This window comes from Xenorhabdus santafensis (assembly GCF_033949405.1).
In the GTDB taxonomy this organism is placed as follows: Bacteria; Pseudomonadota; Gammaproteobacteria; order Enterobacterales; family Enterobacteriaceae; genus Xenorhabdus; species Xenorhabdus santafensis.
Genome location: NZ_VCDN01000048.1, coordinates 57,677 through 84,366, shown reverse-complemented (window position 1 = coordinate 84,366; position 26,690 = coordinate 57,677). Strand labels below are relative to the sequence as shown.

Annotated in this window: 27 protein-coding genes, 1 other RNA gene and 1 riboswitch; of the genes, 20 read left to right on the top strand and 8 right to left on the bottom strand. The window is 43.1% G+C overall.

The features are described from left to right. The 3 genes from FE392_RS13455 to aroG form a co-directional block, all read left to right on the top strand. Positions 1-114: non-coding RNA, RtT sRNA (locus FE392_RS13455), on the top strand; the annotation flags it as partial. 337 nt (positions 115-451) lie between these two features. Continuing rightward, positions 452-1,186, top strand: coding sequence for a nicotinamide riboside transporter PnuC (gene pnuC, locus FE392_RS13450; protein ID WP_319930730.1), 735 nt, complete (start codon positions 452-454; stop codon positions 1,184-1,186). 244 nt (positions 1,187-1,430) lie between these two features. Continuing rightward, on the top strand, positions 1,431-2,483 hold the full coding sequence (gene aroG / locus FE392_RS13445) for a 3-deoxy-7-phosphoheptulonate synthase AroG (RefSeq protein WP_319930729.1): 1,053 nt from the start codon (positions 1,431-1,433) through the stop codon (positions 2,481-2,483). A gap of 78 nt (positions 2,484-2,561) precedes the next feature. Here aroG and gpmA read toward each other — a convergent pair whose 3' ends face one another. From gpmA to modE, 4 genes are all read right to left on the bottom strand, one after another. Continuing rightward, positions 2,562-3,314, bottom strand: a complete 753-nt coding sequence (gene gpmA, locus FE392_RS13440) for a 2,3-diphosphoglycerate-dependent phosphoglycerate mutase (RefSeq protein WP_319930728.1) — start codon at positions 3,312-3,314, stop codon at positions 2,562-2,564. A 229-nt stretch (positions 3,315-3,543) separates the two neighbouring features. Continuing rightward, positions 3,544-4,368, bottom strand: coding sequence for a CPBP family intramembrane glutamic endopeptidase (locus FE392_RS13435; RefSeq protein ID WP_319930727.1), 825 nt, complete (start codon positions 4,366-4,368; stop codon positions 3,544-3,546). Positions 4,369-4,581: 213 nt separating this feature from the next. After that, the gene (gene modF, locus FE392_RS13430) at positions 4,582-6,066 is read right to left on the bottom strand and encodes a molybdate ABC transporter ATP-binding protein ModF (protein ID WP_319930726.1); all 1,485 of its coding nucleotides are present in this window, start codon (positions 6,064-6,066) and stop codon (positions 4,582-4,584) included. A 146-nt stretch (positions 6,067-6,212) separates the two neighbouring features. Then, the gene (gene modE, locus FE392_RS13425; protein WP_319930725.1) at positions 6,213-7,004 is read right to left on the bottom strand and encodes a molybdenum-dependent transcriptional regulator; all 792 of its coding nucleotides are present in this window, start codon (positions 7,002-7,004) and stop codon (positions 6,213-6,215) included. A gap of 118 nt (positions 7,005-7,122) precedes the next feature. On the opposite strand from modE, the gene FE392_RS13420 reads away from it, so the two are divergent. From FE392_RS13420 to modC, 4 genes are all read left to right on the top strand, one after another. After that, positions 7,123-7,320 (top strand): AcrZ family multidrug efflux pump-associated protein, encoded by a 198-nt coding sequence (locus FE392_RS13420; protein WP_439153486.1) that lies wholly within the window; start codon positions 7,123-7,125, stop codon positions 7,318-7,320. A 201-nt stretch (positions 7,321-7,521) separates the two neighbouring features. Beyond that, the gene (gene modA, locus FE392_RS13415; RefSeq protein ID WP_319930724.1) at positions 7,522-8,292 is read left to right on the top strand and encodes a molybdate ABC transporter substrate-binding protein; all 771 of its coding nucleotides are present in this window, start codon (positions 7,522-7,524) and stop codon (positions 8,290-8,292) included. 17 nt (positions 8,293-8,309) lie between these two features. Then, the gene (modB, locus tag FE392_RS13410) at positions 8,310-9,002 is read left to right on the top strand and encodes a molybdate ABC transporter permease subunit (RefSeq protein ID WP_319930723.1); all 693 of its coding nucleotides are present in this window, start codon (positions 8,310-8,312) and stop codon (positions 9,000-9,002) included. After that, positions 8,996-10,060, top strand: a complete 1,065-nt coding sequence (modC, locus tag FE392_RS13405) for a molybdenum ABC transporter ATP-binding protein ModC (RefSeq protein ID WP_319930722.1) — start codon at positions 8,996-8,998, stop codon at positions 10,058-10,060. Before modB ends, modC begins: the two co-directional genes overlap by 7 nt. Before the next feature lie 200 nt (positions 10,061-10,260). Here the strand turns inward: modC and FE392_RS13400 are convergent, their stop codons facing one another. After that, positions 10,261-11,076, bottom strand: coding sequence for a pyridoxal phosphatase (locus tag FE392_RS13400; RefSeq protein ID WP_319930721.1), 816 nt, complete (start codon positions 11,074-11,076; stop codon positions 10,261-10,263). 150 nt (positions 11,077-11,226) lie between these two features. Here FE392_RS13400 and pgl point away from each other — a divergent pair, with 150 nt between their 5' ends. The 3 genes from pgl (at position 11,227) to FE392_RS13385 (ending at position 13,209) form a co-directional block, all read left to right on the top strand. Next, entirely contained in the window at positions 11,227-12,213 is a 987-nt protein-coding gene (gene pgl, locus FE392_RS13395; protein ID WP_319930720.1) for a 6-phosphogluconolactonase, read from the top strand. 67 nt (positions 12,214-12,280) lie between these two features. Beyond that, positions 12,281-12,418: a hypothetical protein gene (locus tag FE392_RS13390; RefSeq protein WP_319930719.1), complete on the top strand. Its 138-nt coding sequence runs from the start codon at positions 12,281-12,283 to the stop codon at positions 12,416-12,418. A gap of 179 nt (positions 12,419-12,597) precedes the next feature. Further along, positions 12,598-13,209 carry a hypothetical protein gene (locus FE392_RS13385; RefSeq protein WP_319930718.1) on the top strand — a complete coding sequence of 204 codons (612 nt, stop codon included), beginning with the start codon at positions 12,598-12,600 and terminating at the stop codon, positions 13,207-13,209. Positions 13,210-13,338: 129 nt separating this feature from the next. Here the strand turns inward: FE392_RS13385 and bioA are convergent, their stop codons facing one another. Further along, positions 13,339-14,610 (bottom strand): adenosylmethionine--8-amino-7-oxononanoate transaminase, encoded by a 1,272-nt coding sequence (bioA, locus tag FE392_RS13380; protein WP_319930717.1) that lies wholly within the window; start codon positions 14,608-14,610, stop codon positions 13,339-13,341. Positions 14,611-14,706: 96 nt separating this feature from the next. On the opposite strand from bioA, the gene bioB reads away from it, so the two are divergent. The 5 genes from bioB (at position 14,707) to uvrB (ending at position 21,088) form a co-directional block, all read left to right on the top strand. Continuing rightward, on the top strand, positions 14,707-15,747 hold the full coding sequence (gene bioB / locus FE392_RS13375; RefSeq protein ID WP_319930716.1) for a biotin synthase BioB: 1,041 nt from the start codon (positions 14,707-14,709) through the stop codon (positions 15,745-15,747). Continuing rightward, positions 15,747-16,898: an 8-amino-7-oxononanoate synthase gene (gene bioF, locus FE392_RS13370; RefSeq protein WP_319930715.1), complete on the top strand. Its 1,152-nt coding sequence runs from the start codon at positions 15,747-15,749 to the stop codon at positions 16,896-16,898. The genes bioB and bioF overlap by 1 nt, the downstream gene beginning before the upstream one ends. Then, positions 16,882-17,655: a malonyl-ACP O-methyltransferase BioC gene (gene bioC / locus FE392_RS13365; protein ID WP_319930714.1), complete on the top strand. Its 774-nt coding sequence runs from the start codon at positions 16,882-16,884 to the stop codon at positions 17,653-17,655. The genes bioF and bioC overlap by 17 nt, the downstream gene beginning before the upstream one ends. Beyond that, positions 17,645-18,328, top strand: a complete 684-nt coding sequence (bioD, locus tag FE392_RS13360) for a dethiobiotin synthase (protein WP_319930713.1) — start codon at positions 17,645-17,647, stop codon at positions 18,326-18,328. The genes bioC and bioD overlap by 11 nt, the downstream gene beginning before the upstream one ends. Positions 18,329-19,048: 720 nt before the next feature. Next, positions 19,049-21,088 carry an excinuclease ABC subunit UvrB gene (uvrB, locus tag FE392_RS13355; protein ID WP_319930712.1) on the top strand — a complete coding sequence of 680 codons (2,040 nt, stop codon included), beginning with the start codon at positions 19,049-19,051 and terminating at the stop codon, positions 21,086-21,088. 151 nt (positions 21,089-21,239) lie between these two features. On the opposite strand, the gene yvcK is transcribed toward uvrB, so the two are convergent. After that, complete coding sequence (yvcK, locus tag FE392_RS13350; protein WP_319930711.1) at positions 21,240-22,148, bottom strand: uridine diphosphate-N-acetylglucosamine-binding protein YvcK; 909 nt, start codon at positions 22,146-22,148, stop codon at positions 21,240-21,242. A gap of 280 nt (positions 22,149-22,428) precedes the next feature. After that, a riboswitch (molybdenum cofactor riboswitch) is annotated at positions 22,429-22,585 on the top strand. Here yvcK and moaA point away from each other — a divergent pair. The 5 genes from moaA (at position 22,572) to FE392_RS13325 (ending at position 25,736) form a co-directional block, all read left to right on the top strand. Beyond that, on the top strand, positions 22,572-23,555 hold the full coding sequence (gene moaA / locus FE392_RS13345; protein WP_319930733.1) for a GTP 3',8-cyclase MoaA: 984 nt from the start codon (positions 22,572-22,574) through the stop codon (positions 23,553-23,555). (Overlaps the previous riboswitch by 14 nt.) Before the next feature lie 59 nt (positions 23,556-23,614). Further along, positions 23,615-24,094, top strand: a complete 480-nt coding sequence (moaC, locus tag FE392_RS13340) for a cyclic pyranopterin monophosphate synthase MoaC (protein ID WP_319930710.1) — start codon at positions 23,615-23,617, stop codon at positions 24,092-24,094. Continuing rightward, positions 24,091-24,336 carry a molybdopterin synthase sulfur carrier subunit gene (gene moaD / locus FE392_RS13335; protein WP_319930709.1) on the top strand — a complete coding sequence of 82 codons (246 nt, stop codon included), beginning with the start codon at positions 24,091-24,093 and terminating at the stop codon, positions 24,334-24,336. The genes moaC and moaD overlap by 4 nt, the downstream gene beginning before the upstream one ends. 23 nt (positions 24,337-24,359) lie before the next feature. Beyond that, the gene (gene moaE / locus FE392_RS13330) at positions 24,360-24,806 is read left to right on the top strand and encodes a molybdopterin synthase catalytic subunit MoaE (RefSeq protein ID WP_319930732.1); all 447 of its coding nucleotides are present in this window, start codon (positions 24,360-24,362) and stop codon (positions 24,804-24,806) included. A 219-nt stretch (positions 24,807-25,025) separates the two neighbouring features. Then, positions 25,026-25,736: a Bax inhibitor-1/YccA family protein gene (locus FE392_RS13325; protein WP_319930708.1), complete on the top strand. Its 711-nt coding sequence runs from the start codon at positions 25,026-25,028 to the stop codon at positions 25,734-25,736. Positions 25,737-25,805: 69 nt separating this feature from the next. On the opposite strand, the gene FE392_RS13320 is transcribed toward FE392_RS13325, so the two are convergent. Further along, a complete protein-coding gene (locus tag FE392_RS13320) occupies positions 25,806-26,495 on the bottom strand; it encodes a hypothetical protein (protein WP_319930707.1) in 690 nt (229 codons plus the stop codon). Positions 26,496-26,690 lie beyond the last annotated feature (195 nt).

Sequence of the window (26,690 nt, the reverse complement as noted above, 5' to 3'; positions counted from 1 at the left end):
GTTGACTTTTCATCAATGGAGCGTAGGTTCGAGCCGAGCGCAGCGAGACAACGATGCGTCAGCATCGGCCCGAAGGGTGAGGCCAAAGGCCGAATCATCCTTGTCAAAACCGATTGAAGATACGAAATCTAATTATTCTCTTGCGAGTAACAATTAGATGTAATGCTATTTTTATAGTCTGAAAGTATGTTCTGTCATATCAAACCAATTGATGCTTCAAACTCTCTCAGAATTATTAATAAAATAATTATCCGCAGTGATCTTAATTAATAACGATCCAATGCATAATCCGGAGGCATTTTAAAAATTAAGCATCATTGATATTTACCAGTAAATCCGTTATCTTGTTTAGCATGTTAAACGGTATCAAATAAAATGACTAATTAATCACGCGATTCTACATTTATTGTGTTGGTATACTAAACATCACTCATGGTAAGGATAAGAAAGCATGGATTTTTTCAACATTAAAAACATATTGGTGCATATCCCATTAGGGACTGATGGTTACGATCTTTCATATATTGAAGCGATTGGGACGATAGCAGGTTTATTATGTATTTGGCTCGCCAGCCAAGAAAAGACCATTAATTACCTTTTTGGATTAATTAATGTCACATTATTTGCCGTGATCTTCTTTCAAATTCAACTTTACGCCAGTCTTATCCTACAAATCTTTTTCTTTGCCGCTAATGTCTATGGCTGGTATGCATGGAGCCGAGTGGACGAACAAAAACAAATAAAACTCAAAATTCGCTGGCTTAGACCCAAACAGATGCTCATTGTTGCGGCTATATCCATTCTGAGCATATTAATCATGACGTTCAACATTGACCAAATATTTGGCTATATGGCAGAAATTGTGGTGTTTACTTTGCAAGGTGTGGGATTCAATATCACCATGCCTGAATTAAAGCCAGATGCTTTCCCATTCTGGGATTCCGTCCTGATGGTACTATCGATAGTCGCAATGATATTAATGACCCGTAAACATGTAGAAAATTGGTTTATATGGTTAATTATCAATGTTGTCAGTGTCGTGCTTTTTTACCTTCAAGGTGTTTTGGCGATGTCGTTGCAATATATTATTCTGACCGGCATTGCATTGAATGGTTTTCGTTTGTGGATCAAGGCCGCTGAGCACAACAACGAACAGCAGTTAAAAGAAAATGAGGATGTAAGTTAACATCACCAAGTGGTCATAGATAATTACTTTAACTATGACCACTTATCTCACTTCTCCTCACATATTCCCTTCGGATAAGTCCATTTGTTTGAATTAACACTACTTTTACGTTTAATGACTTTTTTTGATAAAAAAAGCCTCATCATTTTACTCACAAAGATTATTTACAGCACAACGTCTAGCAGTTAGATTGAGATCACAAAATTATCTTAAATAACTGTAAACACATGTAGGTGAAAGGACAATGAACTACCAGAATGACGATATAAGAATAAGAAAAATAACAGAATTATTACCACCAGTTGCATTACTTGAAAAATTTCCTGCGACAGAAGATAGTGCTACGACTGTTCGTAAGGCTCGTGAATCTGTTCATAATATTTTAATTGGTGAAGATGATCGTCTATTGGTAGTGATTGGGCCATGCTCAATTCATGACACTAAAGCTGCATTGGAATATGCCGAGCGCTTGAATAAATTACGTGATGAATTGAAAGCTGACTTAGAAATCATCATGCGGGTTTATTTTGAAAAACCTCGCACAACAATCGGTTGGAAGGGGTTAATTAACGATCCCAACATGGATTGCAGCTTTAATATCAACGAAGGCTTACGCACTGCCCGTAAATTACTGCTTGATATTAACAGTTCCGGGTTACCTACAGCCGGTGAATTTCTGGATATGATCACTCCGCAGTATTTGGCTGATCTCATGAGCTGGGGAGCAATCGGAGCTCGTACTACAGAATCTCAGGTTCATCGTGAATTGGCGTCCGGGCTTTCCTGCCCGGTAGGATTCAAAAATGGCACGGATGGAACCATTAAAGTTGCTATCGATGCCATCAATTCAGCCAGTTCATCGCACTGTTTTCTGTCTGTGACAAAATGGGGACACTCTGCGATTGTCAATACAACGGGCAATCAAGATTGTCATATTATTTTACGGGGCGGCAAAGAACCTAATTACAGTGCCAAACACGTCAGTGAAGTTAAAGAGGGTTTGTTGAAAGCAAATCTGCCGTTCCGCGTAATGATTGACTTCAGCCATGCAAACAGCTTGAAACAATTTAAAAAACAATTGGACGTGGGAGCCGATGTCTGTGAGCAAATTTCTGGCGGTGAGGCGGCAATCATGGGGGTGATGGTAGAAAGCCACTTGGTTGAAGGAAATCAGAATCTGGAGAGTGGTAAGCCCTTAGTTTATGGCCAAAGTGTGACAGATGCCTGCATTGGTTGGGAAGATACAGAACTGTTGCTCCGTCAGCTATCTCAGGCAGTCAAAAAACGCAGAAGCTAATTCATTGCGAAAGTACCATAAAGAAGCCGGAATAATTTCCGGCTTCTTAGCATTGTTTTGTGATTTAATCCTTGCGGATTATTTCGCTTTACCTTGGTTTGCCACTGCGGCTGCTTTTGCTGCAATTTCTTCAGCATTGCCCAGATAATAGTGTTTGATAGGTTTCATGTTTTCATCAAACTCATAAACCAGTGGTACCGCAGTTGGGATATTCAGCTCAAGAATTTCTTCTTCGCTCATGTTATCCAGATATTTCACCAGTGCGCGCAGAGAGTTACCGTGAGCCGCGATAATGACTTTTTCACCTTTTTCCACACGTGGTTTGATAACTTCTTCCCAATAAGGGATAACACGTTCGATAGTGGTAGCAAGGCTTTCTGTCACCGGAAGTTCTTCTGGTTTCAGGGTTGCATAGCGAGGATCATGGCCTGGGTAACGCTCATCATCTTTGGTTAAATCAGGAGGGGTGATAGCAAAACCGCGGCGCCACAGCTTAACTTGGTCATCACCATACTTAGCGGCAGTTTCTGCTTTATCTAAACCTTGCAATGCACCATAGTGGCGCTCATTCAATTTCCAGCTTTTTTCAACTGGCAGCCATTGCTGATCGACTTGGTCCAGAATGTTCCACAAAGTGTGAATGGCACGTTTTAAAACGGAAGTGTAGGCAAAATCAAAGACGAAACCTTCTTGCTTTAACAATTGGCCTGCTTGTTGTGCTTCAGAACGGCCTTTGTCAGACAGTTCAACGTCAGTCCAGCCAGTAAAACGGTTCTCTTTGTTCCACTCGCTCTCACCGTGCCTTACAAGAACCAGTTTAGTTACAGCCATAGCTTAAACTCCTATTAGTACTTTAATACGAAATGAAATGATCGCTGCGGGCATTATATGGCGCGATAGGCCGAAACGGCAAACAATAGTCTCGTATCTCCTGTTTTAAATCATATTTGGTGACAATTACGGAGTGTAGCTATTTGCATGGAAAGGGATAGCGATGTTTGATCTGAACCGTGTCCCAAAGGCAAAAGACGGCAGTTCAGATCATCAAATGAGATTCAGCTTAAAGAATTGCTGATTTGACCGGATAGGTAAAAAACAGTAGATGCATCACATTGAGCGCAAAATGAAAAGCAACCGCAACCCACAAACGACCGCTCCACATCCAAGTGATACCATAAATCAATCCTGCCAATGTTGCGAAAATCATCAACAGACCACCGCCAGCAAAGTGAGCCGCACCAAAGATCAGAGAAGTGATAATCAGGGCAAAATAAGGGTTCATCCATTGGCTCAGCTTTTGCTGAATATAACCCCGGAATAGTGCTTCTTCTGCCAAAGAGACGAAGAAAATATTAGCAACGACAAAAGCAGGGAACCAACTGGGCAAATGGAGCTCAACGGCTAAACCGCCCAATGCGGTTGCAAGCCCCAGTAACGCAGGAACGGCCGCAATCAATAATGCCCATCCGTGGGGAGGTGCATTGATCACAGGTTTTCGCGTGAACAAAGTTGGCATGCAAATCAATAAAATGAAAGGTAACAATGCTTTGTCAAAGTTGAAATACATTGAAAAAGGTGCGCTGAGGGCTCCTGTTTGTACTTTGTCCAAGTATTTGAGGTTATGGAAGCCTGGCAGGTAATGTATAAATAGCAAAACGCCAAAGATAAGCAATAATAGCTCTGTGATGTTTTTGATAATATTGTGTTTTTTATAGTAAACGTGCACTGCACCTAAAACAATAATCGCAACTAACGTGATTACAGCGGGATAGGTAAGTATGTGAGCGCTGTACCCAACAATGACAGCTAAGAATGCAATGAAAAAAGCAATTTTCTGGCGTTTACCCAAAAATGCCAATGAAACGGCAAGTAGTGCCCAAGCCATATAATTCCCTGTTATCTTTGAAAAAATCAATGAAATAGTCTGAAAAAGGCGAGAATTGTATATTAACAGATAAGAAATTCAAAAAGAATTATAAAAATATCAAAAAAAGTAGTGTTTGGATTGCCATCCGATGATTAGAAATAGCAATATCGTGGAGTAGGCTCCTTTACTTGTAAAAGGAGCCAGGCAAGGAAAGAATCAGGGCAAAATAAATCAGGGCGTTTTTGGTGACACAGTTTCAGTTTCATACCGATAAACATCACCATCAGGAACAAACCTGAGACGATGAGTAATGCATTCCGGCGCATCTTCCTGATGGTGGGAAACAAACAAAAGCTGTGTCTCACCGCTGGAAATCATAATATCAATGAAACGCAGGACCAATTGCCGATTGAGAGGATCCAACCCCTGCAATGGCTCATCCAGAATTAACAACGCCGGGTGTTTGACTAACGCACGGGCGATCAAAACCAGTCTCTGCTGACCCCACGATAGGCTGTGGAATGGGCTGGTGGCAGTTGCTTCTGATAATCCCAATAAACTTAGCCACTCATTGGCTAATTGTAGTTGCCGATCGGATACGGCTTGATATAGCCCTATTGAATCGAAGAAACCGGAAAGAATGACATTGCGGACATTGGTACTGACACGATATTCAAGATGAATGCTATTACTGACATAACCAATGTGGCGCTTGATCTCCCAAATCGTTTCACCGCTGCCCCGTTGCCTGCCAAACAAAATTAAATGGTTGCTGTAACCTTGAGGATGATCTCCGGTAATAAGACTGAGAAGTGTTGATTTACCCGCTCCATTTTCACCGATGATTTGCCAATTTTCATGAGGATTTACCTGCCAGCTCAGATTATGCAGGATAGGTTTTTCATTATATTGAACAGTGACGTTGCGCATTGATACCAATGGCTGTTCGGCGGGAAGTTGTTTATCTGCCTGAGATTCGTCTACTTCGGGAAGATGAATGTTGCGCAATTTTTCACTGTGTGCCAGTTGGGCTACGATAGATTCTGCCAGAATGCTGTCTTTTTCTCCGGCCAAAGTCAGGTGACAATCTGCCAATACGCCGATTTTCTCAACAAAATCGGGGATTTCATTGAAACGGGTTAAGATCAGAACGAGCGTAATGCCTTTTATTGCCAACGAACCCAGTAACTGGGCAAGTTGTTTTTGTGCGTAGGCATCCAGTCCATCAAAAGGTTCATCAAGGATCAGCAAGTCAGGATTTATCATCAGTGCCTGACAGAGCAGCACTTTGCGTGTTTCTCCTGTTGAAAGGTATTTGAACCGCCTTGAAAGTAAATCCTTGATGCCAAAATATCCACTTAACTCAAGGCACAGCTCATTATCTTGATGGTAGAGCTGAATAATATCGGCCGCAGTGCGCCCAGTATCTTCCTCACCCTCGCTCAGTAAATCTGTATTATTACGCTGCCACTCTTCATCGATCAATTTTTGTAATTGCTCAAAAGAGAGAAGAACAGGTGTATGAAATGAACAATGACGCTCACCTGCCAATTGAATTAAATCATTTGAAAGGGCACGAGCCAGAGATGATTTCCCACTGCCATTTGCACCAACAAAAGCCCAACTTTCTCCGGAAATAATTTTCAGTGACGGTAGCCGCAGGGTACGGGTGTCACTTAAACGGAAACTACCTTGTGTTATTTGCAACTCAGACATTCTTCTTCCTTATTTAAGCAACATGAACTAAATAATCATCAGAAATAAGCGGAATAATGCACAATGTCAATGTGTAGTTGTCTGTTATTTGTTAAGGATTAATAATTTTTGAAACCTGCCGGAAGCAGGTATTCAACACTCAATACCTAGCATAAAGTGGCAATGATAACTTTATCTGCTTGAAAACACGCGGTAACAGCGTCATTGGGTTGGAGTTTTAAACATTCCACTTCCTGATTAGAAAGCGTAACACAAAGAGATTCACCACCATTAAGTGCTAGGATAACTTCGCTGTGTTCGGCTCCTGTATCAAGATGATTGATTTGGCCTGAAAGCGCGTTATCGAATGAAGATGAGGATACATGCTCTTTAGTCAACGTTATCCACGGAGCTTTAATCAACACAAGAACTTCTTTTCCGTTAACCAAACCCAGCCTGTCAGCACTTTGTTCCGTCAACGCAGCACGGATTGACGTTGTGCCATCAGCAAGCAGGACACGAACATGCTGTTGTATATCTTGATAATCACGTTCAATGATAGTGCCGAAAAACTGGTTGCGGGCACTGGTCTGTAACGAAAAACGAGAAATGGCTGCCAGCAGGCTGTCCAAGGGCAGCGAATCATCGTTTAAGGCATCAAACGCTTTTTGCTGAATTTTTCCCAGTAAGTCATACAGTTGCAACAACCGTTCTCCATAGGAAGTAATTTGGGCCCCGCCGCCGCCTTTTCCCCCAGTTGCTCGTTCCACCAATATTTCATCTGCGAGCTGATTCATTTCATTGATGGCATCCCAGGCACTTTTATAGCTGATCCCTGCTTGCTTCGCGCCTTGACTGATGGAGCCGGTAATTTTGATTTGTTTGAGTAATTCGATTCGTCTGGGATCTGCGAACAGACGTTGTTGCAATTTTAGCGTTAACAATATTTCAGCTTGCATAGTGTTCGATTTCAGGCAAATATTTGAGAGTTTTCACAGGGTAGTAGTAAGAATCGCACGTTTCGTCGGTTACTGTTACTTTTTTATTGTCTAGAATAACGAAGTGAGTGCTTGGGCTATGTCTGGCACCACGCAGTATAGTTATTTTATTACCCGCTCAGGATATGAGGTTGGCATGTTAGAATTGATTACAAGTATGGGATTTGCGCTGATCATGGTTCCCGTAGTAATGGCCGCTATTTTAGCATTGATATATGCGCTTGGAGGGTTGTTTAACTTGATCTCCAAAACAGAGAATGCCGAGCGGCAGTCTTGATCCCCGTTATTTTTTATTGCCCGGCGTGCCGGGTAATTACCTCCTTTGCTTTCTCTCCGGATGTAATCCTTACACTGTAGTTCACATAAAAGCTAAAACTGGCTCACAACTTGCCGATTAATCTTTGAATAGCATTTTCATTTTACGTTGTACCTTGTTATATACAACGCACCATATTGATTATCTTAGGTGAAATACAAAATGAAAAAGACAGTTCATCAGTTATTAATCAGTGCTGTGATTTCTGTTGTGCTGGCTGGAAACAGTTGGGCTGCGGATAAAGTAACAGTTTTTGCTGCTGCCTCATTAACTAATGCTCTTGATGATATTGCTGCACAATATAAAAAAGAGAAGCAGGGAAATATTGTTACTTCTTATGCCTCATCTTCGACACTGGCTCGTCAGATAGAACAGGGAGCACCGGCAGATATTTTTATCTCTGCTGATCAGCAATGGATGAACTATTTAGCTGATAAGCAATTAATTGTTAAGGATAGCCGTCATACTTTATTGGGTAATGAACTGGTTCTGATCGCCCCCAAAGAGAGCAAATTGAACAAAGTTGAACTTAACCGGGAGACAGACTGGAAATCTTTGTTGGCGGATGGCCGATTGGCGGTGGGTGATCCTGACCATGTTCCGGTTGGCATCTATGCCAAAGAATCACTGCAATACCTGAATGCATGGGATACGGTCAATCCATTGATGGCACGTACCAACAATGTGCGTGTTGGAATGGCGTTGGTAGAACGGGCGGAGGCTCCACTGGGCATTGTTTATGGTTCTGATGCCGTTGCCAGCAATAAAGTAAAAGTTGTGGGGGTTTTCCCACCAGAGAGTCATAAACCGGTGGAATATCCGGTTGCAATAGTCAAAGGTCATGAAAAACAGGATGTTCGCAGTTTTTATGATTACCTTAAAACCCCTGAAGCCGCAGCAATTTTTAAACGTTACGGCTTTACCCCATTGTAGGAACAGATCTTTTGGAGATGTTAAGTGAATACGAATGGCAGGCTATTTTACTGAGCTTAAAAATCTCAGGTATTGCTGTGCTGTTCAGTCTGCCATTCGGGATCTTAATGGCATGGATGTTGGCGCGTTGTCAATTTTTTGGCAAGTCTTTGCTAGACAGCATTATCCACTTACCACTGGTATTGCCGCCGGTGGTGGTGGGATATTTACTGCTCATCAGCATGGGGCGCCGTGGTGTAATTGGCGAATTCCTTTATGACTGGTTTGGGGTTAGTTTCGCATTTAATTGGACAGGTGCCGCGCTGGCCTCAGCTGTGGTTGCTTTTCCTCTCATGGTCAGGGCCATCCGGTTATCGCTGGAGGGTATAGACAGGCGTTTGGAACAGGCGGCACATACATTGGGTGCCGGTTCCCTCAAAGTCTTTTTAACTATCACTTTGCCACTGTCATTGCCGGGGATCATTGTCGGTGCAGTGCTTGCATTCGCCCGTTCACTGGGGGAGTTTGGAGCCACAATCACCTTTGTTTCGAATATACCGGGAGAAACGCGTACCATTCCCCTAGCGATGTATACATTAATAGAAATGCCGGGGGCTGAAACCGCTGCGGTGCGTTTGTGCGTCATTGCGATTGCGCTCGCGCTGATTTCATTAATGCTTTCAGAATGGCTGACACGCTGGGGCAGAAAACGTCTGGGGGCAGCATGTTAGAACTGAATATTGAGCAGCACTTGGGCGAACTGCATATGCAGGTTGATACTACTTTGCCGACAGAAAGCATCACCGCCATATTTGGGCTTTCCGGCGCAGGAAAAACCTCATTAATCAATGTCATTGCAGGATTGACTCGTCCGCAGAAAGGCCGGATTGTTTTAAATGGGCGCACCTTGGTGGATGTAGAGCAAAACCTTTTTTTACCTGCGGAAAAACGTCGGATTGGTTATGTTTTTCAGGATGCCCGCCTTTTTCCGCATTATAGCGTGAAGGGTAATTTGCAATACGGCATGGCACCCGAGATGAAAACGCAGTTTGATAACATCGTCGGTTTATTGGGAATAGAACATTTACTGTCACGTTTTCCTATCACACTATCCGGTGGGGAGAAGCAACGAGTTGCTATTGGTCGCGCATTATTGACCGCTCCTGAGATTTTGCTGATGGATGAACCTCTTGCGTCTTTGGATCTGCCGCGTAAGCGTGAGTTATTGCCGTATCTCGAAAAATTGTCTGAAGATGTCAAAATTCCAATCTTGTATGTCAGTCACAGTTTGGACGAAATTTTGCGTCTGGCAGACAACGTTATTGTCATGGATAAAGGAAAAGTCAGGGCGACAGGGACATTGGAAGATGTCTGGTCGAGCAGTGTATTGCGCCCGTGGCTGCAAAAAGAGAGTCTTTGCAGCATATTGAAAGTTTCTGTTATGGAACATCATGAACGTTATCACATGACCGCAGTGGCTGTGTCTGACAAAGCGCTTTGGTTGCCGGCACTTGACGTTGTTCCTGGAACTGATTTGCGTATCCGCATTGATGCATCAGATGTTTCTCTGGTTCTGGAGCCGCCAAGAGTCAGCAGTGTCCGCAACACCTTGCAAGTTAAGGTGCTTGAATTTTTTGAAGATGAAGGTCAAGTTGATGTTAAATTGGCACTGCGTGAGCACTGCCTATGGGCGAGAGTAACTTCTTGGGCGCGGGAGGAATTGAACCTGCGTGAAGGGCAATGGCTGTATGCGCAGATAAAGGGAGTATCGTTGAACCGCCACTTATGACGGATAAAAATCACGCATAAAAATGAGCGAGTGGAAATGGTTTCAGGGAGCGCAAGTTTGAACTAATGCATTTGAGCAAATGAGGCAAATGCCCGCTCCCCTGATACAATTTTCCTTTGATACCGTTTTCCCTTGGTGCATATCTTTTGGTGTAACAACCCCTTGAGACCACCAAGGTGATAAAGAAATGGCGCGAATTTTCAAAGAACGTGTTTTCTTATCATTTCAGCGATGCCGGGTTGAGTATTGTCCAAAGTGACTATATCTGCCCGTTCTTTAACAGCATCAACCGCATTTCCCATAGCAACTCCCATCCCAACAGTTTCCAGCATACTGAGATCGTTATAATTGTCGCCGAAAGCAATCACATCTTTCATGTTCATGCCTTGCGATTCAACCCATTGCTGCAAGCGCATGCCTTTGCTGTTACCTTTTTTGGCAATATCGACTTGATTAAACCATGACCACTCACATTCAAGCCCAATATTTTCCTCAATTTTTTCACTAATTTCGCGTAGTTGAACTAAATTAGACGAGCTGGCAGCCAACTTCCAGATGGAATTTACATTGTGAACTGCATCGCGGAAATCAGCAGCTTGTTGAAGGGTAGGACGTTGATGTTCAGGCAGAGAGTCTGACCATGCGAGAGTTCTCGCAACAGTATGCTGAAATTCATATAAAATGGCGTTATCAACATACATCAAATGCTCAATATCCGTTCCTTGCAGATAAGAAAGCGCCTGAATGGTTTCTTGAATGGAAAGAGGATCAGCTGTCAGTACTTTGTTGGCACTGAAATCATATGCATAAGTTCCATTGCAACAGATGGCAGGAGTATCGAGTTGTAACGCTTGATAGAAAGGGAGGATAGCAACATGATGGCGACCAGTCACAATCAAAATTTGAATGCCAGATTGACGGGCTTCATTCAAGGCAACTAATGATTCTGGCAGAATACGTTTTTGTGGATCGAGCAATGTACCATCGAGATCCAGCGCGATAACGCGGTATGACATGAGTTAACCTCTATGTTTTCTATGGTGTAAGTAAATATTATATGTTGGCCAAAGATAGTTAAACCTTTATGCAGTCAATTTAACAGATGTAATTTTTTTACGGGTCATTGCAGATTAATGAAATGGCAAAGAAGCATTTGAGGAGAGAATATGAAACAGGTGGTCTATACAGCCAGCCCAAATAGTCGTCAGATTCATGTGTGGGCACTTAATGAAGCGGGGGAACTTTCGCTTCTCCAGACTGTGAAGGTGCCGGGTGAAGTACAACCTATGGTGGTTAACCCTGATGGTAAGCATTTATATGTAGGAATCCGCCCTCAATTCAGTATCGTAACCTATGCGATTGGGGAACATGGTCATCTTGAACAACAATCCATTGCTCCATTGCCGGGAAGCCCAACCCATATATCAACCGACAGAGTAGGGCGCTTTTTATTTTCTGCTTCATATAGTTTTAATAACTTAAGTGTTCATCCCATTGATGAAAATGGTATTGCCCAAGCACCGATTCAGATCATTGAAGGTTTGCAAGCTCCGCATTCTGCCAATATTGATAGAGAAAATCGTCAATTATTGGTTCCATGCTTGAAAGAAGATCACATCCGTATTTTCAATTTAGATGAGCAAGGTTATTTAACAGAAAACCGGGCTGATGAAATAAAGGTAGCAGCCGGGGCTGGTCCTCGCCATATGGCATTCCATCCGAAAAAACAGGCGATTTATTGCATTAACGAGTTAGATGCAACGGTTGATGTTTTGCGCAAGTGGGAAAAATATCGCATTGTACAATCCATTGATTCGCTGCCGATGGATTTTTCCAGTGTTCGTTGGTCGGCAGATATTCACATTACACCGGATGGCCGACATCTTTATACTAGTGAACGTTCTGAAAGCCTGATTAGCCATTTCCTTGTATCAGAAGAAGGTTATCATCTGACACTGGCTGGACATTATGGAACAGCAAATCAACCCCGTGGTTTTGCCATTGATCATAGCGGCAGTTTCTTGATTGCATCAGGGCAGAAATCAGACCATATTTCAGTATCCCGCATTGATAAATATTCAGGAAAACTGACCCAACTGGCGCGTTACCCGGTTGGCAAAGCACCGATGTGGGTTACGATTCTGGCGTTGTAATTCCGAGCCGCGCTGCAATTGGCGCGGCTTAAAATTTCTTTGCATTTATATTCCAGAGAATATCAAAATGAAAGCAAGCACTTTGCTTATTCCTGTTCCTGATATCAAGGCTGGATTGGAATGGTATAAATATGCTTTTCCATCTGCGCGTTCTGTTTATTTGGCAGAATTTGATTATACTGTTTTGGAGATTGGTGGTTTTTAATTAAATATTGTACAGGCAGATGAAAAAGTCAGTTTTGGTTCGCAGGGAACGGTTTTGTACTGGTATGTGCCAAGTTAAAGATCCCTTTGGCAATTTGATTGGTTTAAAAGGGCCATTTGCGGATAGAGCGAGTTAATTAAAAAAAACTGATTCCGCTAAAAATACTGGGAGGATATATCATGTCAAATCCAGCAGATGATATACCGGGAAAAAGTGAATTTTATCGAAAAAGGCTACCAAGTCGACAAAGTCCATTTTCGTTACGTAAAGAATTGCTTATGCTTGAAATACCTAATGAGGATATAAGCGACTATGAACTTGTTCCACCAGGAAAAACTGAACCTTATATAAATTTCTCTCCACGGAAAAAAGCAACGTTTGGTTTTCATGTGGTTAATTCATATGTTAATAGTGATTTGATACTTGGTTTATATAAAAGAGGATTTATAAAATCTGAACCGTACAATGGAAAGCAATTTTTTATGTTCGATAATTCATATCCAAATAATAATTATTTAGGCAATCTAGGTCTTTTGGGGAAAGAAATTAAAGTCACTCCATTCGCTTATGAAACAGTAATGGAACCTTTCATGGGAAGGTTTAACGCACCATCACCTGAAATTAATGTAACTATAGCTTCGATACTACTAAGACTTTTCTTTCACCGCATAGATATGACGGCTTCTAGTGAGAAGCTAAGAGAAATATGGTACGCAGCCAGGATACCATTTCCTTTTGAAGAGTGGTTAACAGCTTTCCATAAATATGAAATTAATTTTTCCAAATTTTAAGCAGAATTGCATTGAATGAGTATATACAAAATTAACTTGAAGTTGCAGGAAGCAGATTATTACTCCCCCGCGTTGCGGGGGAGAACATAATGCATATTGAAATCTATTGCGTATTCTACTGATTGGTATTTATTCGTTTATTGCACTAACAATAGCGGTTGTTAATTTAGATAACTGTTCTGATTGAATAACATAAGGCGGCATCAAATAAATTAATCGGCCGAACGGCCTGATCCAAACACCTTGTTGAACGAAATGACGTTGCAGTGATGCGACATCGACGGGTTGTTTCATTTCAACAACACCTATTGCACCCAAAACCCGAACATCTTGAACTGCATTATGTGTTTTTAACGGGAGTAACTCCGCTTTTAATTGTGTCTCTATTGCTTGAATGCGTTGCTGCCACGCACTTTCAGTGAGCAATTTCAGGCTGGCACTGGCAACAGCACACGCCAGCGGATTCCCCATAAATGTCGGGCCATGCATGAAGCAACCTGCTTCACCTTGACTGATCGTTTCTGCAACATGGCGAGTGGTCAATGTTGCTGATAACGTCATATAGCCTCCGGTCAATGCTTTGCCTAAACATAGAATATCCGGCTCGATCTGGGCGTGTTCACAGGCAAATAACTTACCTGTTCTCCCAAACCCAGTGGCTATTTCATCAGCAATCAGCAAAATTTGGTGCTCATCACAGAGCTGGCGAACTTGTCGCAGATATTCTGGGTGATAAATCCGCATGCCACCCGCGCCCTGAACAATCGGTTCCAGAACAACAGCGGCGATTTCATCATGATATTGCAGCAATAGCTGCTTAAAAGAGCCGATATCTTCAGGCTGCCACTCATCATCAAATTGACACGTTGGGGCATCGGCAAAGAGGTGATTGGGCAGATAGCCGTTGTACAGGCTATGCATGGAATTGTCCGGATCACAGACAGACATGGCGCCAAAAGTATCGCCATGATAACCATGCCGTAATGTCAGAAAGCGTTGGCGTTTTTCTCCTCTGGCTTGCCAATATTGCAATGCCATTTTCAGGGCGACTTCTACGGCAACAGAGCCCGAATCTGCCAAAAAAACACACTCCAGCGAATCAGGTGTCATTGCAACTAATTGCCGGCAGAGTTCTACCGCAGGAGGGTGAGTAATGCCGCCAAACATGACATGAGACATTTTATCGATTTGTGATTTTGCCGCGTCATTGAGCTTTGGATGATTATAGCCGTGGATGGCTGCCCACCATGAAGACATACCATCAACCAGCTTGCGGCCATCGGATAAAACCAGTTCGACACCTGAGGCTGATACAACAGGATAGGTGGGAAGCGGGTGACTCATTGATGTATACGGATGCCAAATATGGCGCAGGTCAAACTCAATATCTGAAGGAGTCATGATAAATTACTTGTAAACCTTTTCTGTTTCATTTTAGTTGACATGATAACGGCGTTATTTAAACTGACAACATTTTTTAACGTCGGAGATGTTATTGTGAGCGAGCGTCATCAATGGACTATTAAGCAGGCTCAGGAGCTGTTTGATAAACCTTTTTTTGAATTGTTATTCCAGGCCCAGCAAGTACACCGCGAGCATTTTGATCCACAGCAAGTACAAGTCAGCACGTTGCTTTCGATTAAAACCGGTGCCTGCCCGGAAGACTGTAAATATTGTCCGCAAAGTTCCCGCTATAAAACTGGCTTAGAAAAAGAGCGGTTGATGGAAGTGGAAAAGGTCATCGAGTCAGCGCACAAGGCTAAAAAAGCCGGCTCAACCCGTTTCTGCATGGGAGCCGCGTGGAAAAACCCGCATGAACGCGATATGCCGTATCTGGAAAAAATGGTCAAGGAAGTGAAAGCGCTGGGAATGGAAACCTGCATGACACTGGGGATGTTGAATCCTTCTCAAGCAGAACGCTTGGCTGAGGCTGGTCTGGACTATTACAACCATAACTTAGACACCTCACCAGAATTTTACGGCAATATCATTACCACCCGCAGTTATCAGGATAGGTTGAATACCTTGGATAATGTCCGGGGTGCTGGTATTAAAGTTTGCTCTGGGGGCATTGTTGGTTTGGGGGAGCAAATCCGTGACCGTGCGGCATTATTGGTTCAATTGGCTAACTTACCTAAACCGCCGGAAAGTGTGCCAATCAATATGCTGGTGAAAGTCAAGGGAACGCCATTGGCAGAGAATGAAGATGTCGATCCTTTCGATTTTATTCGTACCATTGCAGTGGCAAGGATCATGATGCCGGCATCGCATGTCCGCTTATCCGCAGGGCGTGAGCAAATGAATGAACAGACACAGGCCATGTGTTTTATGGCAGGTGCCAACTCTATCTTCTACGGTTGTAAATTACTGACCACACCAAACCCTGATGAAGATAAAGATCTGCAACTGTTCCGTCGCTTGGGAATTAACCCTCAGCAGACAAAAACTGCATTTGGGGATAATCAGCAACAGCAGAATTTAACCGAAGCCATCATTAATAATGCTGATGACGAACAATTCTACAATGCGGCAATATAATGAGCTGGTCAGATTTTCTCTCCCGACGTTTGGCCGAACGTCGGGGAACCCCGCTATGGCGTAATAGACAAGCTCATCAAGGTGCTGATGGGCGTTTTTTATTCACCTCAAATGGCCAATACCTGAATTTTTCCAGTAATGATTACCTCGGATTAAGCCGACATCCCCAGATTGTTGCCGCATGGCAACGAGGCGCTGAGCAGTATGGTGTGGGGAGTGGAAGCTCAGGGCATGTTACGGGTTACACGGCAGCACACCATGCATTGGAACAACAATTGGCTGAGTGGTTAGGCTATTCCCACGCCTTGTTGTTTATTTCTGGCTATGCAGCCAATCAAGGCGTGATTGCCGCCTTAATGGAAAAAGAAGATCGCATTATTGCTGATCGCCTCAGCCATGCTTCATTGATGGAAGCTGCCATGCATTCCCCTGCACAATTCCGGCGTTTTTTGCACAATGATATCGATTCCCTGCAACAGCATCTGACAAAAGAATGCGCAGGTAAAACGCTGGTGGTCACGGAGGGAGTCTTTAGCATGGATGGAGACTTTGCACCTCTGGGGTTACTTGCACAGCAAACAAAATCCACTGAAAGTTGGTTGATGGTAGATGATGCCCACGGTATCGGCATTCACGGTGAAGAAGGCCGGGGCAGTTGCTGGGAGCAAAATATTAAACCAGAAATCCTGATTGTGACCTTTGGCAAAGCGTTCGGGCTGAGTGGTGCGGCTGTTCTTTGCGACGGTCAAACTGCCGACTACATGCTCCAGTATGCCCGGCACCTGATTTACAGCACGTCAATGCCTCCTGCGCAGGCTGTGGCACTGACCGAAGCAGTTCGGCAAATCAGGGCTGGTGAGGAGCTGCGACAGACTTTGCAAAATAATATTCATTACTTTCGCCATGAAGCACAGCACTTGCCTTTTAGCCTGATGGACTCAAGGACAGCCATTCAACCGCTGGTTATTGGGGATAATGAACACTGCATAGCACTATCTGAACGGCTTAGGCAGAAAAATGTGTGGGTCAAGGGAATATTGCCACCCACAGTTCCTGCCGGAAGCGCCCGTTTGCGCATTACTCTGACAGCAAATCATACACAACAAGACATTGACGCATTACTGGAGGCTCTGAATGAACCTGGGTATTAAATCTGTCGATAAACAGGCAATAGCAGGTGCCTTTGGGAAGGCGGCTTCTAAGTATGATTTGGTGGCTAAATTACAGCAACAAACCGGTGAATACTTGATGGAACTGGTTCAAATGGAAAGTTGCGGTGTACGGGTTCTGGATGCAGGTTGTGGAACGGGATTTTTCAGTGCCCGCTGGAAGCAACAAGGCAAACAGGTTATCGCGTTAGATCTGGCTTCCGGTATGTTGAGCCATGCACAGGCGCAACATGCGGCTGACTACTATTTGCAAGGTGATATAGAACATTTGGGGTTAGCTGATAACAGTGTTGATATTTGTTTCAGCAACTTGGCGGTGCAATGGTGCAATGATCTGCCATGCGCATTGCAGGAATTTTATCGCGTAACCCGGCCGGGCGGCTTGATTGTTTTTTCTACCCTTGCACAGGGTTCACTGTGTGAACTGGAAACAGCATGGCAGCGGGTCGATGACTATCAACATATCAACCAATTCTTGCCATTGCAGGCTATTGCACATGCGTGCCAGCCTTACCGGCATAAAGTCATGGAGCGACAGTATTGCCAGCGTTACCCGCAACTCCTGCCTTTATTAAATTCTCTGAAAGGCATTGGGGCAACACACCTTCATCATGGCCGTCAGCGGGGGTTAATGACCAGAAAGCGTTTACACGCCCTCGCTGATGCATATCCCCGCCATGATGGAAATTACCCGTTAAGTTATCAAATTGTTTTTGGAGTTATTTATTGTGACAAGTAAATATTTTCTGACCGGAACCGATACTGAAGTAGGTAAGACCGTTGTCAGTTGTGCCTTACTGCAAGCTGCCAATAAAAAAGGTTATCAAACTGCGGGTTACAAGCCTGTGGCATCGGGCAGTGAAATAACACCTGAGGGCATACGCAATGGTGATGCGTTGGCTTTGCAGAGAAACAGTTCAGTGCCATTGTCTTATCAAGAAGTCAATCCGTTGGTATTTATTGAACCAACATCGCCCCATATCGTGAGTGCGGCGCTGAACCAGCCTATCTGTTTTTCAGCGTTGTCACAGGGGTTAGAAGTATTGGCGGCAAAAGCTGATTGGGTTTTAGTTGAAGGAGCGGGGGGCTGGTATACCCCTTTGTCGAAAAACGAAACTTTTGCTGATTGGGTGATTGAGGAACGTTTACCGGTGATTTTAACTGTAGGCATTAAGCTTGGTTGTATCAATCATGCAGTACTAACGGCACAGGCGATTCAGCACTCAGGATTGAAACTGGCAGGCTGGGTTGCCAATGAAATTGAACCTGCTAGCAAATATCAAGCAGAGTATCTGGAGACGTTGAAACGCATGATATCCGCACCCTTGCTGGGGATTATTCCCTATCTGGAGGATTGCTGTGATAAAAATAACTTAAGTGAATATCTACATATTAGTTCATTGGTTAACTAATTGTTTACTTAGCGTTAGCTAGAATGAATATCATAGGTGGCATTTTACACCTTTTTCATATGTGGAAAATATTTTATATCAACAAATATTGAGCCATTTTTAAGCAATAAATAGTGAGGAATTATTCCAAAACAGGATAAAAATATTCCTTTTTTGAAAAAATTCACAGGTGGGAATAACTCCGCAAGCTCCCATGCACAATAGGGTTTGTTGAGTTATCCACTATTCCTGTGGATAACCTTGTGTATTAGTTTTAGAAAACTATCCCGACGCAAGATAATACGCGGCTTGCGCAAGATTTGCTGTTATTCTCTCCTTGGATTTTTTTGTGATTAAAATCAATTCGTTATATAAAATCAATCCCTTTTTGATTCTGCTTGTCATTCCGTGCTTTATCATTTCAGTAGCTAATACAAAAATGAGAAAAAGCAAACTTATTATCTGGGGATAAAAATAGTCACTGTGAATGTTAACCTAAAGTTAATATCACTATAAGGTATATTAACTTTGTGAGGCAGATCGTGTTTGTAAGGTAAATTAAGTTTGTGAGAATAAATCGCATTCCATTTTGACAGAATAGATGGTTCTGACATCGCCTGTTCTATGCACCATACTTCCACACAATAAAAAACAATAATATTTTACTAACTGACTTGAAGCTGGTTTTTTATCCAGTATCATACAAAGGTTTGGTGGGGTAAAAATAGTAATGGTGGGAAAATGAGCAAAGAAACGAATAAGGTATCGAATAAAGTATTCAAGCTACATTCTGATTTCAAACCCGGAGGCGATCAGCCATCTGCTATCCGCCAATTGCAAGAAGGGCTGGAGGATGGCTTGGCACACCAGACGCTTTTGGGCGTAACCGGTTCAGGTAAAACATTTACAATAGCCAATATTATCGCAAACCTGAATCGCCCCACGATGGTTCTTGCTCCCAACAAGACATTGGCAGCACAACTTTACAGCGAAATGAAATCGTTCTTCCCTGAGAATGCGGTGGAATATTTTGTCTCCTATTACGATTATTACCAACCCGAAGCCTATGTACCCAGCTCTGATACTTTTATCGAAAAAGACGCATCAGTGAACGAGCATATCGAGCAAATGCGGCTGTCAGCAACAAAAGCCCTGCTGGAACGCCGCGATGTGATTGTGGTGGCTTCTGTTTCTGCAATTTATGGTCTGGGTGATCCTGATAGTTATTTGAAGATGATGCTTCATTTAACTGAGGGCATGTTAATTGATCAGCGTGCAATCCTGCGCCGCTTGAGTGAATTGCAATATACCCGCAATGATCAGGCGTTCCAGCGCGGAACATTCCGGGTACGCGGCGAGGTCATTGATATTTACCCGGCTGAATCGGATGAACATGCCCTGCGCGTTGAACTGTTTGATGAAGAAGTGGAACGCCTTTCCCTGTTTGATCCTTTGACGGGGCAGGTGCAGTACAATACCCCCCGTTATACGGTTTACCCCAAGACTCACTATGTCACACCGCGTGAACGAATTATTCAGGCGATGGAAGAAATCAAAGTGGAATTGGAGCAACGGCGCAAGGTGTTGTTGTCCACAGATAAATTGCTGGAAGAGCAACGGCTCACCCAACGAACCCAATTCGATCTCGAGATGATGAATGAATTGGGCTATTGCTCTGGTATTGAAAACTATTCCCGCTACTTATCCGGTCGTGCGGCAGGAGAGCCACCACCAACATTGTTCGATTATCTACCCGCAGATGGTTTATTGGTGGTAGATGAATCCCACGTCACTATTCCCCAGATTGGCGGCATGTACCGGGGCGATCGCTCCCGCAAGGAAACGTTGGTGGAATATGGTTTCCGGCTACCATCAGCGTTGGACAATCGCCCATTGCGGTTCGAAGAATTTGAAGCACTGGTGCCGCAAACCATTTATGTTTCAGCGACTCCCGGTCATTACGAGATGGAAAAATCCGGCAATGAAGTTGTTGAACAGGTTGTGCGTCCAACGGGCTTGGTGGATCCGGAAGTTGAAGTTCGCCCTGTCGCGACTCAAGTCGATGATTTATTATCCGAAATCCGTATTCGTGCAGAGAAAAATGAGCGAGTATTGGTCACAACCCTGACCAAGCGAATGGCAGAAGACTTGACGGAATATTTAGAAGAGCATGGGGAGCGAGTGCGCTATCTCCATTCGGATATTGATACTGTTGAGCGGGTAGAAATTATCCGTGATCTTCGTTTGGGTGAGTTTGATGTTTTGGTCGGTATCAACTTGCTGCGTGAAGGCTTGGACATGCCGGAAGTGTCGCTTGTAGCGATTTTGGATGCTGATAAAGAAGGTTTCCTCCGCTCAGAACGTTCTTTGATCCAGACCATTGGCCGTGCAGCGCGTAACCTGCATGGTAAGGCAATTTTGTATGGTGATAAGATAACGGCCTCTATGGCAAAGGCCATTGGGGAAACAGAACGTCGTCGCGCCAAGCAGAAAGCATTCAACGAAGAAAACGGCATTGTACCGCAAGGGTTGAACAAAAAAATTGGCGACATACTGAAAATTGGCCAGCCAGCTGGTGGTAAAGGGAAAAACAAAGGGAAAGGTAAAGTTGCCTTGGTTACGGATGATTACCACGATCTGTCGACAAAAGAGCTGGAAAGAAAAATACGTGAGCTGGAAGACAAAATGTATCAGCATGCACGGGATCTTGAATTTGAACAGGCGGCCAGTGTGCGTGATCAGGTACAAGCATTGAGGACGCAATTCATTGCCAATTCTTGAATTAAACAGATGTTAGAGAGTGTAACTGATTACTCTCTCTAACAATTTAGTTTTGCATAGTTTTTGCGTGAATGTTTTCGCGTCATTTTTTGCGCGCGAAAAGTGTGAACAGATCGATTAAATAATGTAACTAAGCAGAGTGAAGAAACAATCAACCCAATTTTTGCAGGGTACTTTCTATCGCTTGGCGTAATAATTCACGATCATGGCGATAGGGAATATCCTGCGCTTCCAACACTTGCTGGGTTACAATTCGGTCATGAAATGGGCTGATGTCAATGCAAGGGCCAACAATAAGCGCATGGATCATTTTACGGTCAATTTTATTTTCCATGATGTCTATTTTATCTTTCAATGACAATTCGGCTGCTGCATGGCTCAACTCTTTCCCCAAGTTACCGATATAAATCATATTTGCATTGCTGCGGCGCAACGATTGCGTTAAATCTTCCAACAACAACAAAGGCATCAGGCTGGTGAAAAAACTGCCGGGGCCGATCAAAATCAAATCTGCCTGCTCAATGGCATCCAGCGCTTCTTTAGTGGCACTGACCTGGGGATAAAGTGACAGCTCCTGTGGCACCGAATTGAGTTGATCGATATTCACTTCGCCATAAACAGTGTTACCTTGGTCATCAATTGCCATTAAATCAACCGACTGTTCTGACATTGGGATCAAATGTGCATTAACTTTCAGCAAATTGCGGATCAGATTAATTGCTTCAAGAGGGCGAACACTTAAATGATCCAGCGATTTCAGCATCAAATTGCCCAAATTGTGGCCTGCCAGTTCGCCATTGCCGCTGAATCGATATTCAAACATGGCAGAAGCGATAGTTGGCTCCGTGATTAATTGATTGAGGCAATTGCGCATATCTCCCCATGCTATCCCGCCTTCTGAGCGTCGTATCCTTCCGGTTGAGCCGCCATTGTCCGTTGTTGTGACAATGCCGGTCAGACGGGCACCGAGAAAAGAAAGAGAGGACATAACACGTCCGAGTCCATGTCCGCCACCGAGGGCGACAACGCGATCCAAATCAGCTAATGTGCGATTTCGCATAGGATTCCTGTTACTGGCTAAATATAGGGGCTGTAATAAATCTCATATAATTTATCATAAAATATAATGCCTTCAGAAGTTGCTATGATTTTGTGCGGACTTTGTTCTTAATTTTTGCATGACAACATAAAAACCCTGTATAAGCCTGATGGAATGGCACTCACTTAACTCGTTGTATATTATGATATATATCGTTATCGGCATTAGCTTTTTGTCACCTTAAGCGTTAGAATCTTTGGCGAGCACTCCGTTACTCACGTAATTATTCATACAAAAGTTTAATTGATATTAACTCCTAGCCTCTGTGTCTAAGTCGCTGTTCTATCGAATGGATGTCACATTGATATGATGCTTTGGCCGTGGCTCCTGAGTCACCAAGGTGCAAGGTAGAAATGCCTGCATCTCCCGTACTTGGAAGGTGTTATCGTGGAACAACTCGTAGATGCGTTTTTGCGCAAATTTTACTATTTAAGACTCTCTGTTACCGATGTGTGTAATTTCCGCTGCACATATTGCTTACCCGATGGGTATCGGCCCGGTGGCCACAAGTCATTTCTTTCTCTGCCGGAAATCCAACGTGTCAGCCGGGCATTTGCTGAACTTGGTACTGAAAAAATCCGCCTGACAGGTGGTGAACCGACCATGCGCCGTGATTTCAGCGATATTGTTGCGGCTGTTCACGAAAATCCACAAATCAAAAAAATTGCTGTTACAACCAATGGTTACCGGATGGAACGTGATGTACGTCAATGGAAAGAGGCCGGGCTGACAGCAATCAATGTCAGCGTAGACAGCCTTGATCCCCGCCAATTTCATGCCATTACCGGGCAGGATAAATTTTTCCAGGTCATGCGCGGCATTGATGCGGCTTTTGACGCGGGGTTCAACACTGTGAAAGTTAATGCAGTGCTGATGAAGAACGTGAACGATATCAATCTTCCTGCCTTTCTGGATTGGATAAAAAATCGTCCTATTCAGTTACGGTTCATCGAATTGATGGAAACAGGAGAGGGGAGTGATATTTTCCATCGCCATCACCTTTCTGGTGAAGTTATCCGAACCCAACTACTGCAACAAGGCTGGCAACAATTGCAGAGAGAACGCAGTGACGGGCCGGCCCAGGTTTTTTGTCACCCGGATTATTTGGGAGAAATCGGCCTTATCATGCCGTATGAAAAAGATTTTTGTCAAAGCTGCAATCGGCTCAGAGTGTCTGCCATTGGCAACCTTCACTTGTGTTTATTTGGAGAACAAGGCATTCCATTGCGTGATCTGCTGTCTGATGACGCTTCACTTGATGATTTAAAACTACGCATTCAAGGTGGATTGCGCCATAAACGTGAGACACACTTTTTACATCAGGGTGATAGCGGCATTACGCCCAATCTTTCTTTTATCGGCGGCTAACTTGGCCGTATGGTTGTTTTTTTAGAACCGTTTTTCAGGGGCAATTTTAGGAGCAAAGCATGTCTCAACTAACCCATATCAATACTGCGGGTGAAGCTCATATGGTGGATATTTCTGCCAAATCAGAAACTGTACGTGAAGCGCGGGCAGAAGCGTTTGTTGAAATGCGTGCCGATACATTGTCCATGATCGTTGCAGGTGATCACCATAAAGGGGATGTTTTTGCTACCGCCCGTATTGCGGGGATTCAGGCAGCAAAACGGACTTGGGAATTGATCCCACTTTGCCATCCTTTATTGCTCAGCAAAGTGGAAGTCCAACTGGAAGCGCAGACAGAGTACAACCGTGTCAGAATCGAAGCCTGCTGCCGCTTGACAGGGAAAACCGGAGTTGAAATGGAAGCGTTGACAGCCGCATCGGTGGCCGCTTTGACGATTTATGACATGTGTAAAGCGGTGCAGAAAGATATGGTGATTGGCCCGGTGCGCTTATTGGAAAAAAGTGGTGGAAAATCAGGCGATTTTAAGGTGGAAGCATGATAAAAATACTGTTTTTTGCCCAAGTAAGAGAGTTAGTAGGAATGGACTCTCTTGAACTGCCAAATGACTACCCTACGGTTGCACATCTTCGTCTTGCGCTGATTGAAAAAGGTGATAAATGGGCGTTGGCACTGGAAGAGGGTAAATTACTGTCTGCGGTCAACCAATCCTTTGTTCACGCTGAACATCCTTTGCAGGATGGTGATGAAGTCGCATTTTTCCCGCCGGTTACGGGAGGTTGAATGTGGAAAAATCAGAAGGGAAAATGACCCGGATTCTCGTTCAATGTGAGGCATTTGATGTGGGGGCAGAATATCAATGGCTTTCACAATGTGATGAAGATGGTGCTGTAGTAACCTTTACTGGAAAAGTTCGCAATCACAATTTAGGTGATAATGTGAAGGCGCTGACGCTGGAACATTATCCGGGCATGACAGAAAAGATGTTGCAGCATATTGTTGATGAAGCGCGCCAGCGCTGGTCTTTGCAGCGCATCAGTGTTATTCACCGTATTGGTGAACTGTATCCGGGAGATGAAATTGTATTCGTTGGGGCTACAAGTTCTCATCGCCAGATGGCGTTTATGGCAACGGAATTCATTATGGATTACCTGAAAACTAAAGCGCCATTTTGGAAAAAAGAGTCGCTTGCGGAAGGGGAGCGCTGGGTCGAAACGAGAGAAAGTGATCAAGACGCAGTGAATCGCTGGTAACAGGCTCAGAACATCGATTGAAATAATAGAGCACTCAACCAGTTTGCGGAGCATCTCAAAAAATAGCATATAATTAATAGATAAATAGTATGTCACTGAGATTGACATTAATTGGCGGATGGCTTTGTTAATGTTCTATGCTAATGTATAACTTTTGCGTAGATTGTTTGTTCTCAAAACAGTCTTAAATATTAAACTTTTTCACGAAAGGTAATCGTCATGGACCGATATCAACGTTCTAATGGTTCGATTGTCCAGAAAACTGAATCTGGTATACAAACTTACATGGCGCAAGTCTATGGTTGGATGACTTGTGGCCTGCTGTTAACTGCATTTGTCGCATGGTATGTGGCGAATACGCCTGAGATTTTATCCGCTATTTTTAGTAGCTCCATTGTGTTCTATGGCTTGATCATTGCACAGCTAGCATTGGTGTTTGTGCTGTCTGGCTTGGTTCATAAAATGAGTGGGGCATTGGCGACGGGCCTATTCATGCTGTATTCCATGCTGACGGGGCTAACGCTTTCCAGCATATTTGTAGTTTATACCAGCAGCTCCATTGCCAGCACATTTGTCGTTTCAGCGGGTATGTTCGGTGCACTGAGTGTTTATGGTTATACCACCAAACGTAGCTTAAGTGGTTTGGGTAGCTTCCTGTTTATGGGGCTAATCGGCATTATTCTGGCTTCCTTACTAAATATCTGGCTGAAAAGTCCGGCGCTGATGTGGGCAATCACTTATATCGGTGTTGTGATTTTTGCTGGTTTGACGGCTTATGACACTCAGAAGCTGAAAGAAATGGGTGAGCAAATAGATGTTAATGATAAAGAGAATATGCGCAGATATTCTATTACTGGCGCACTGACTCTGTATCTGGACTTCATTAACTTGTTCCTGATGTTATTGCGTATTCTGGGCGACCGTCGATAATTTCTTATATAGTTAATCAATTGCAATAAAAAACCCTGCTAACACAGGGTTTTTTATTAAATTCAATGGCTAAGGTGAAGAATAAGCTGCAAAATCGAACTTTTCACAATACGATATCGTTATATTATGAGCATATTTATCTATTAATTGATAAATATCAGAGTCTGTTGGTTTAACAAAAACACCTTTTTTTTGTATAACTTTTCCTACGGAACTCCATTTCAGCATCTTAACTTTCCATTCAAGAGGATATTCATAAGAGCGGCAAACTATATTTGCCCAGGGATCACATACCCATATTTCTGAATTATAATTTTTTTTGAATATATCTTTGATCGAAAAAGAGAAATGTTTCGCTATTATTAAGAAAGCATGGTCAAAGTTTTTAGTATCATTTTCTATGAAAAGAAGGGCTATGATAAAAGGCTCTCTATATATATTCCAAATCATCCTTGAGTTATTTTTTAAAAAATTCATTGCGTTATACGAATATTCAGAGCAGTTACCGACATGATTATCCCTTTGTGTTTCAATTAAAGCTCTATTTGCGTCATATGGATTATATACATTCTTTGTTAGCGCTTGTGTTTTGAGTAATGAGTTATATTTATATATATAGGTTTCAGCAGCATAAAGTTGACGTTTATGCTCTGGCTTTCTTAATAGTGCCGTTTCTTCATAATGTTTATTAGTTGTTTTTAAGTTAAAAAAAGCTCTTGTGTAGATTACTGTATCTTTAATAATGGTTTTTACAGGCATATTACTATTTTTATATTAACTGTGTTCAGGGCTAACACCCCATGATTTTTTCTTCATGAAAAAATAGTCTTTTATTAAAAAGTATTTATTTCATTAAGTTTATCAAGCTATCTATTACAACGGAAAGTTAATGGAAACTAAAGTTTCAATTCAGGCTTTTCCGGTAAGTTGGTTTTAACATTTTACAATGAGATA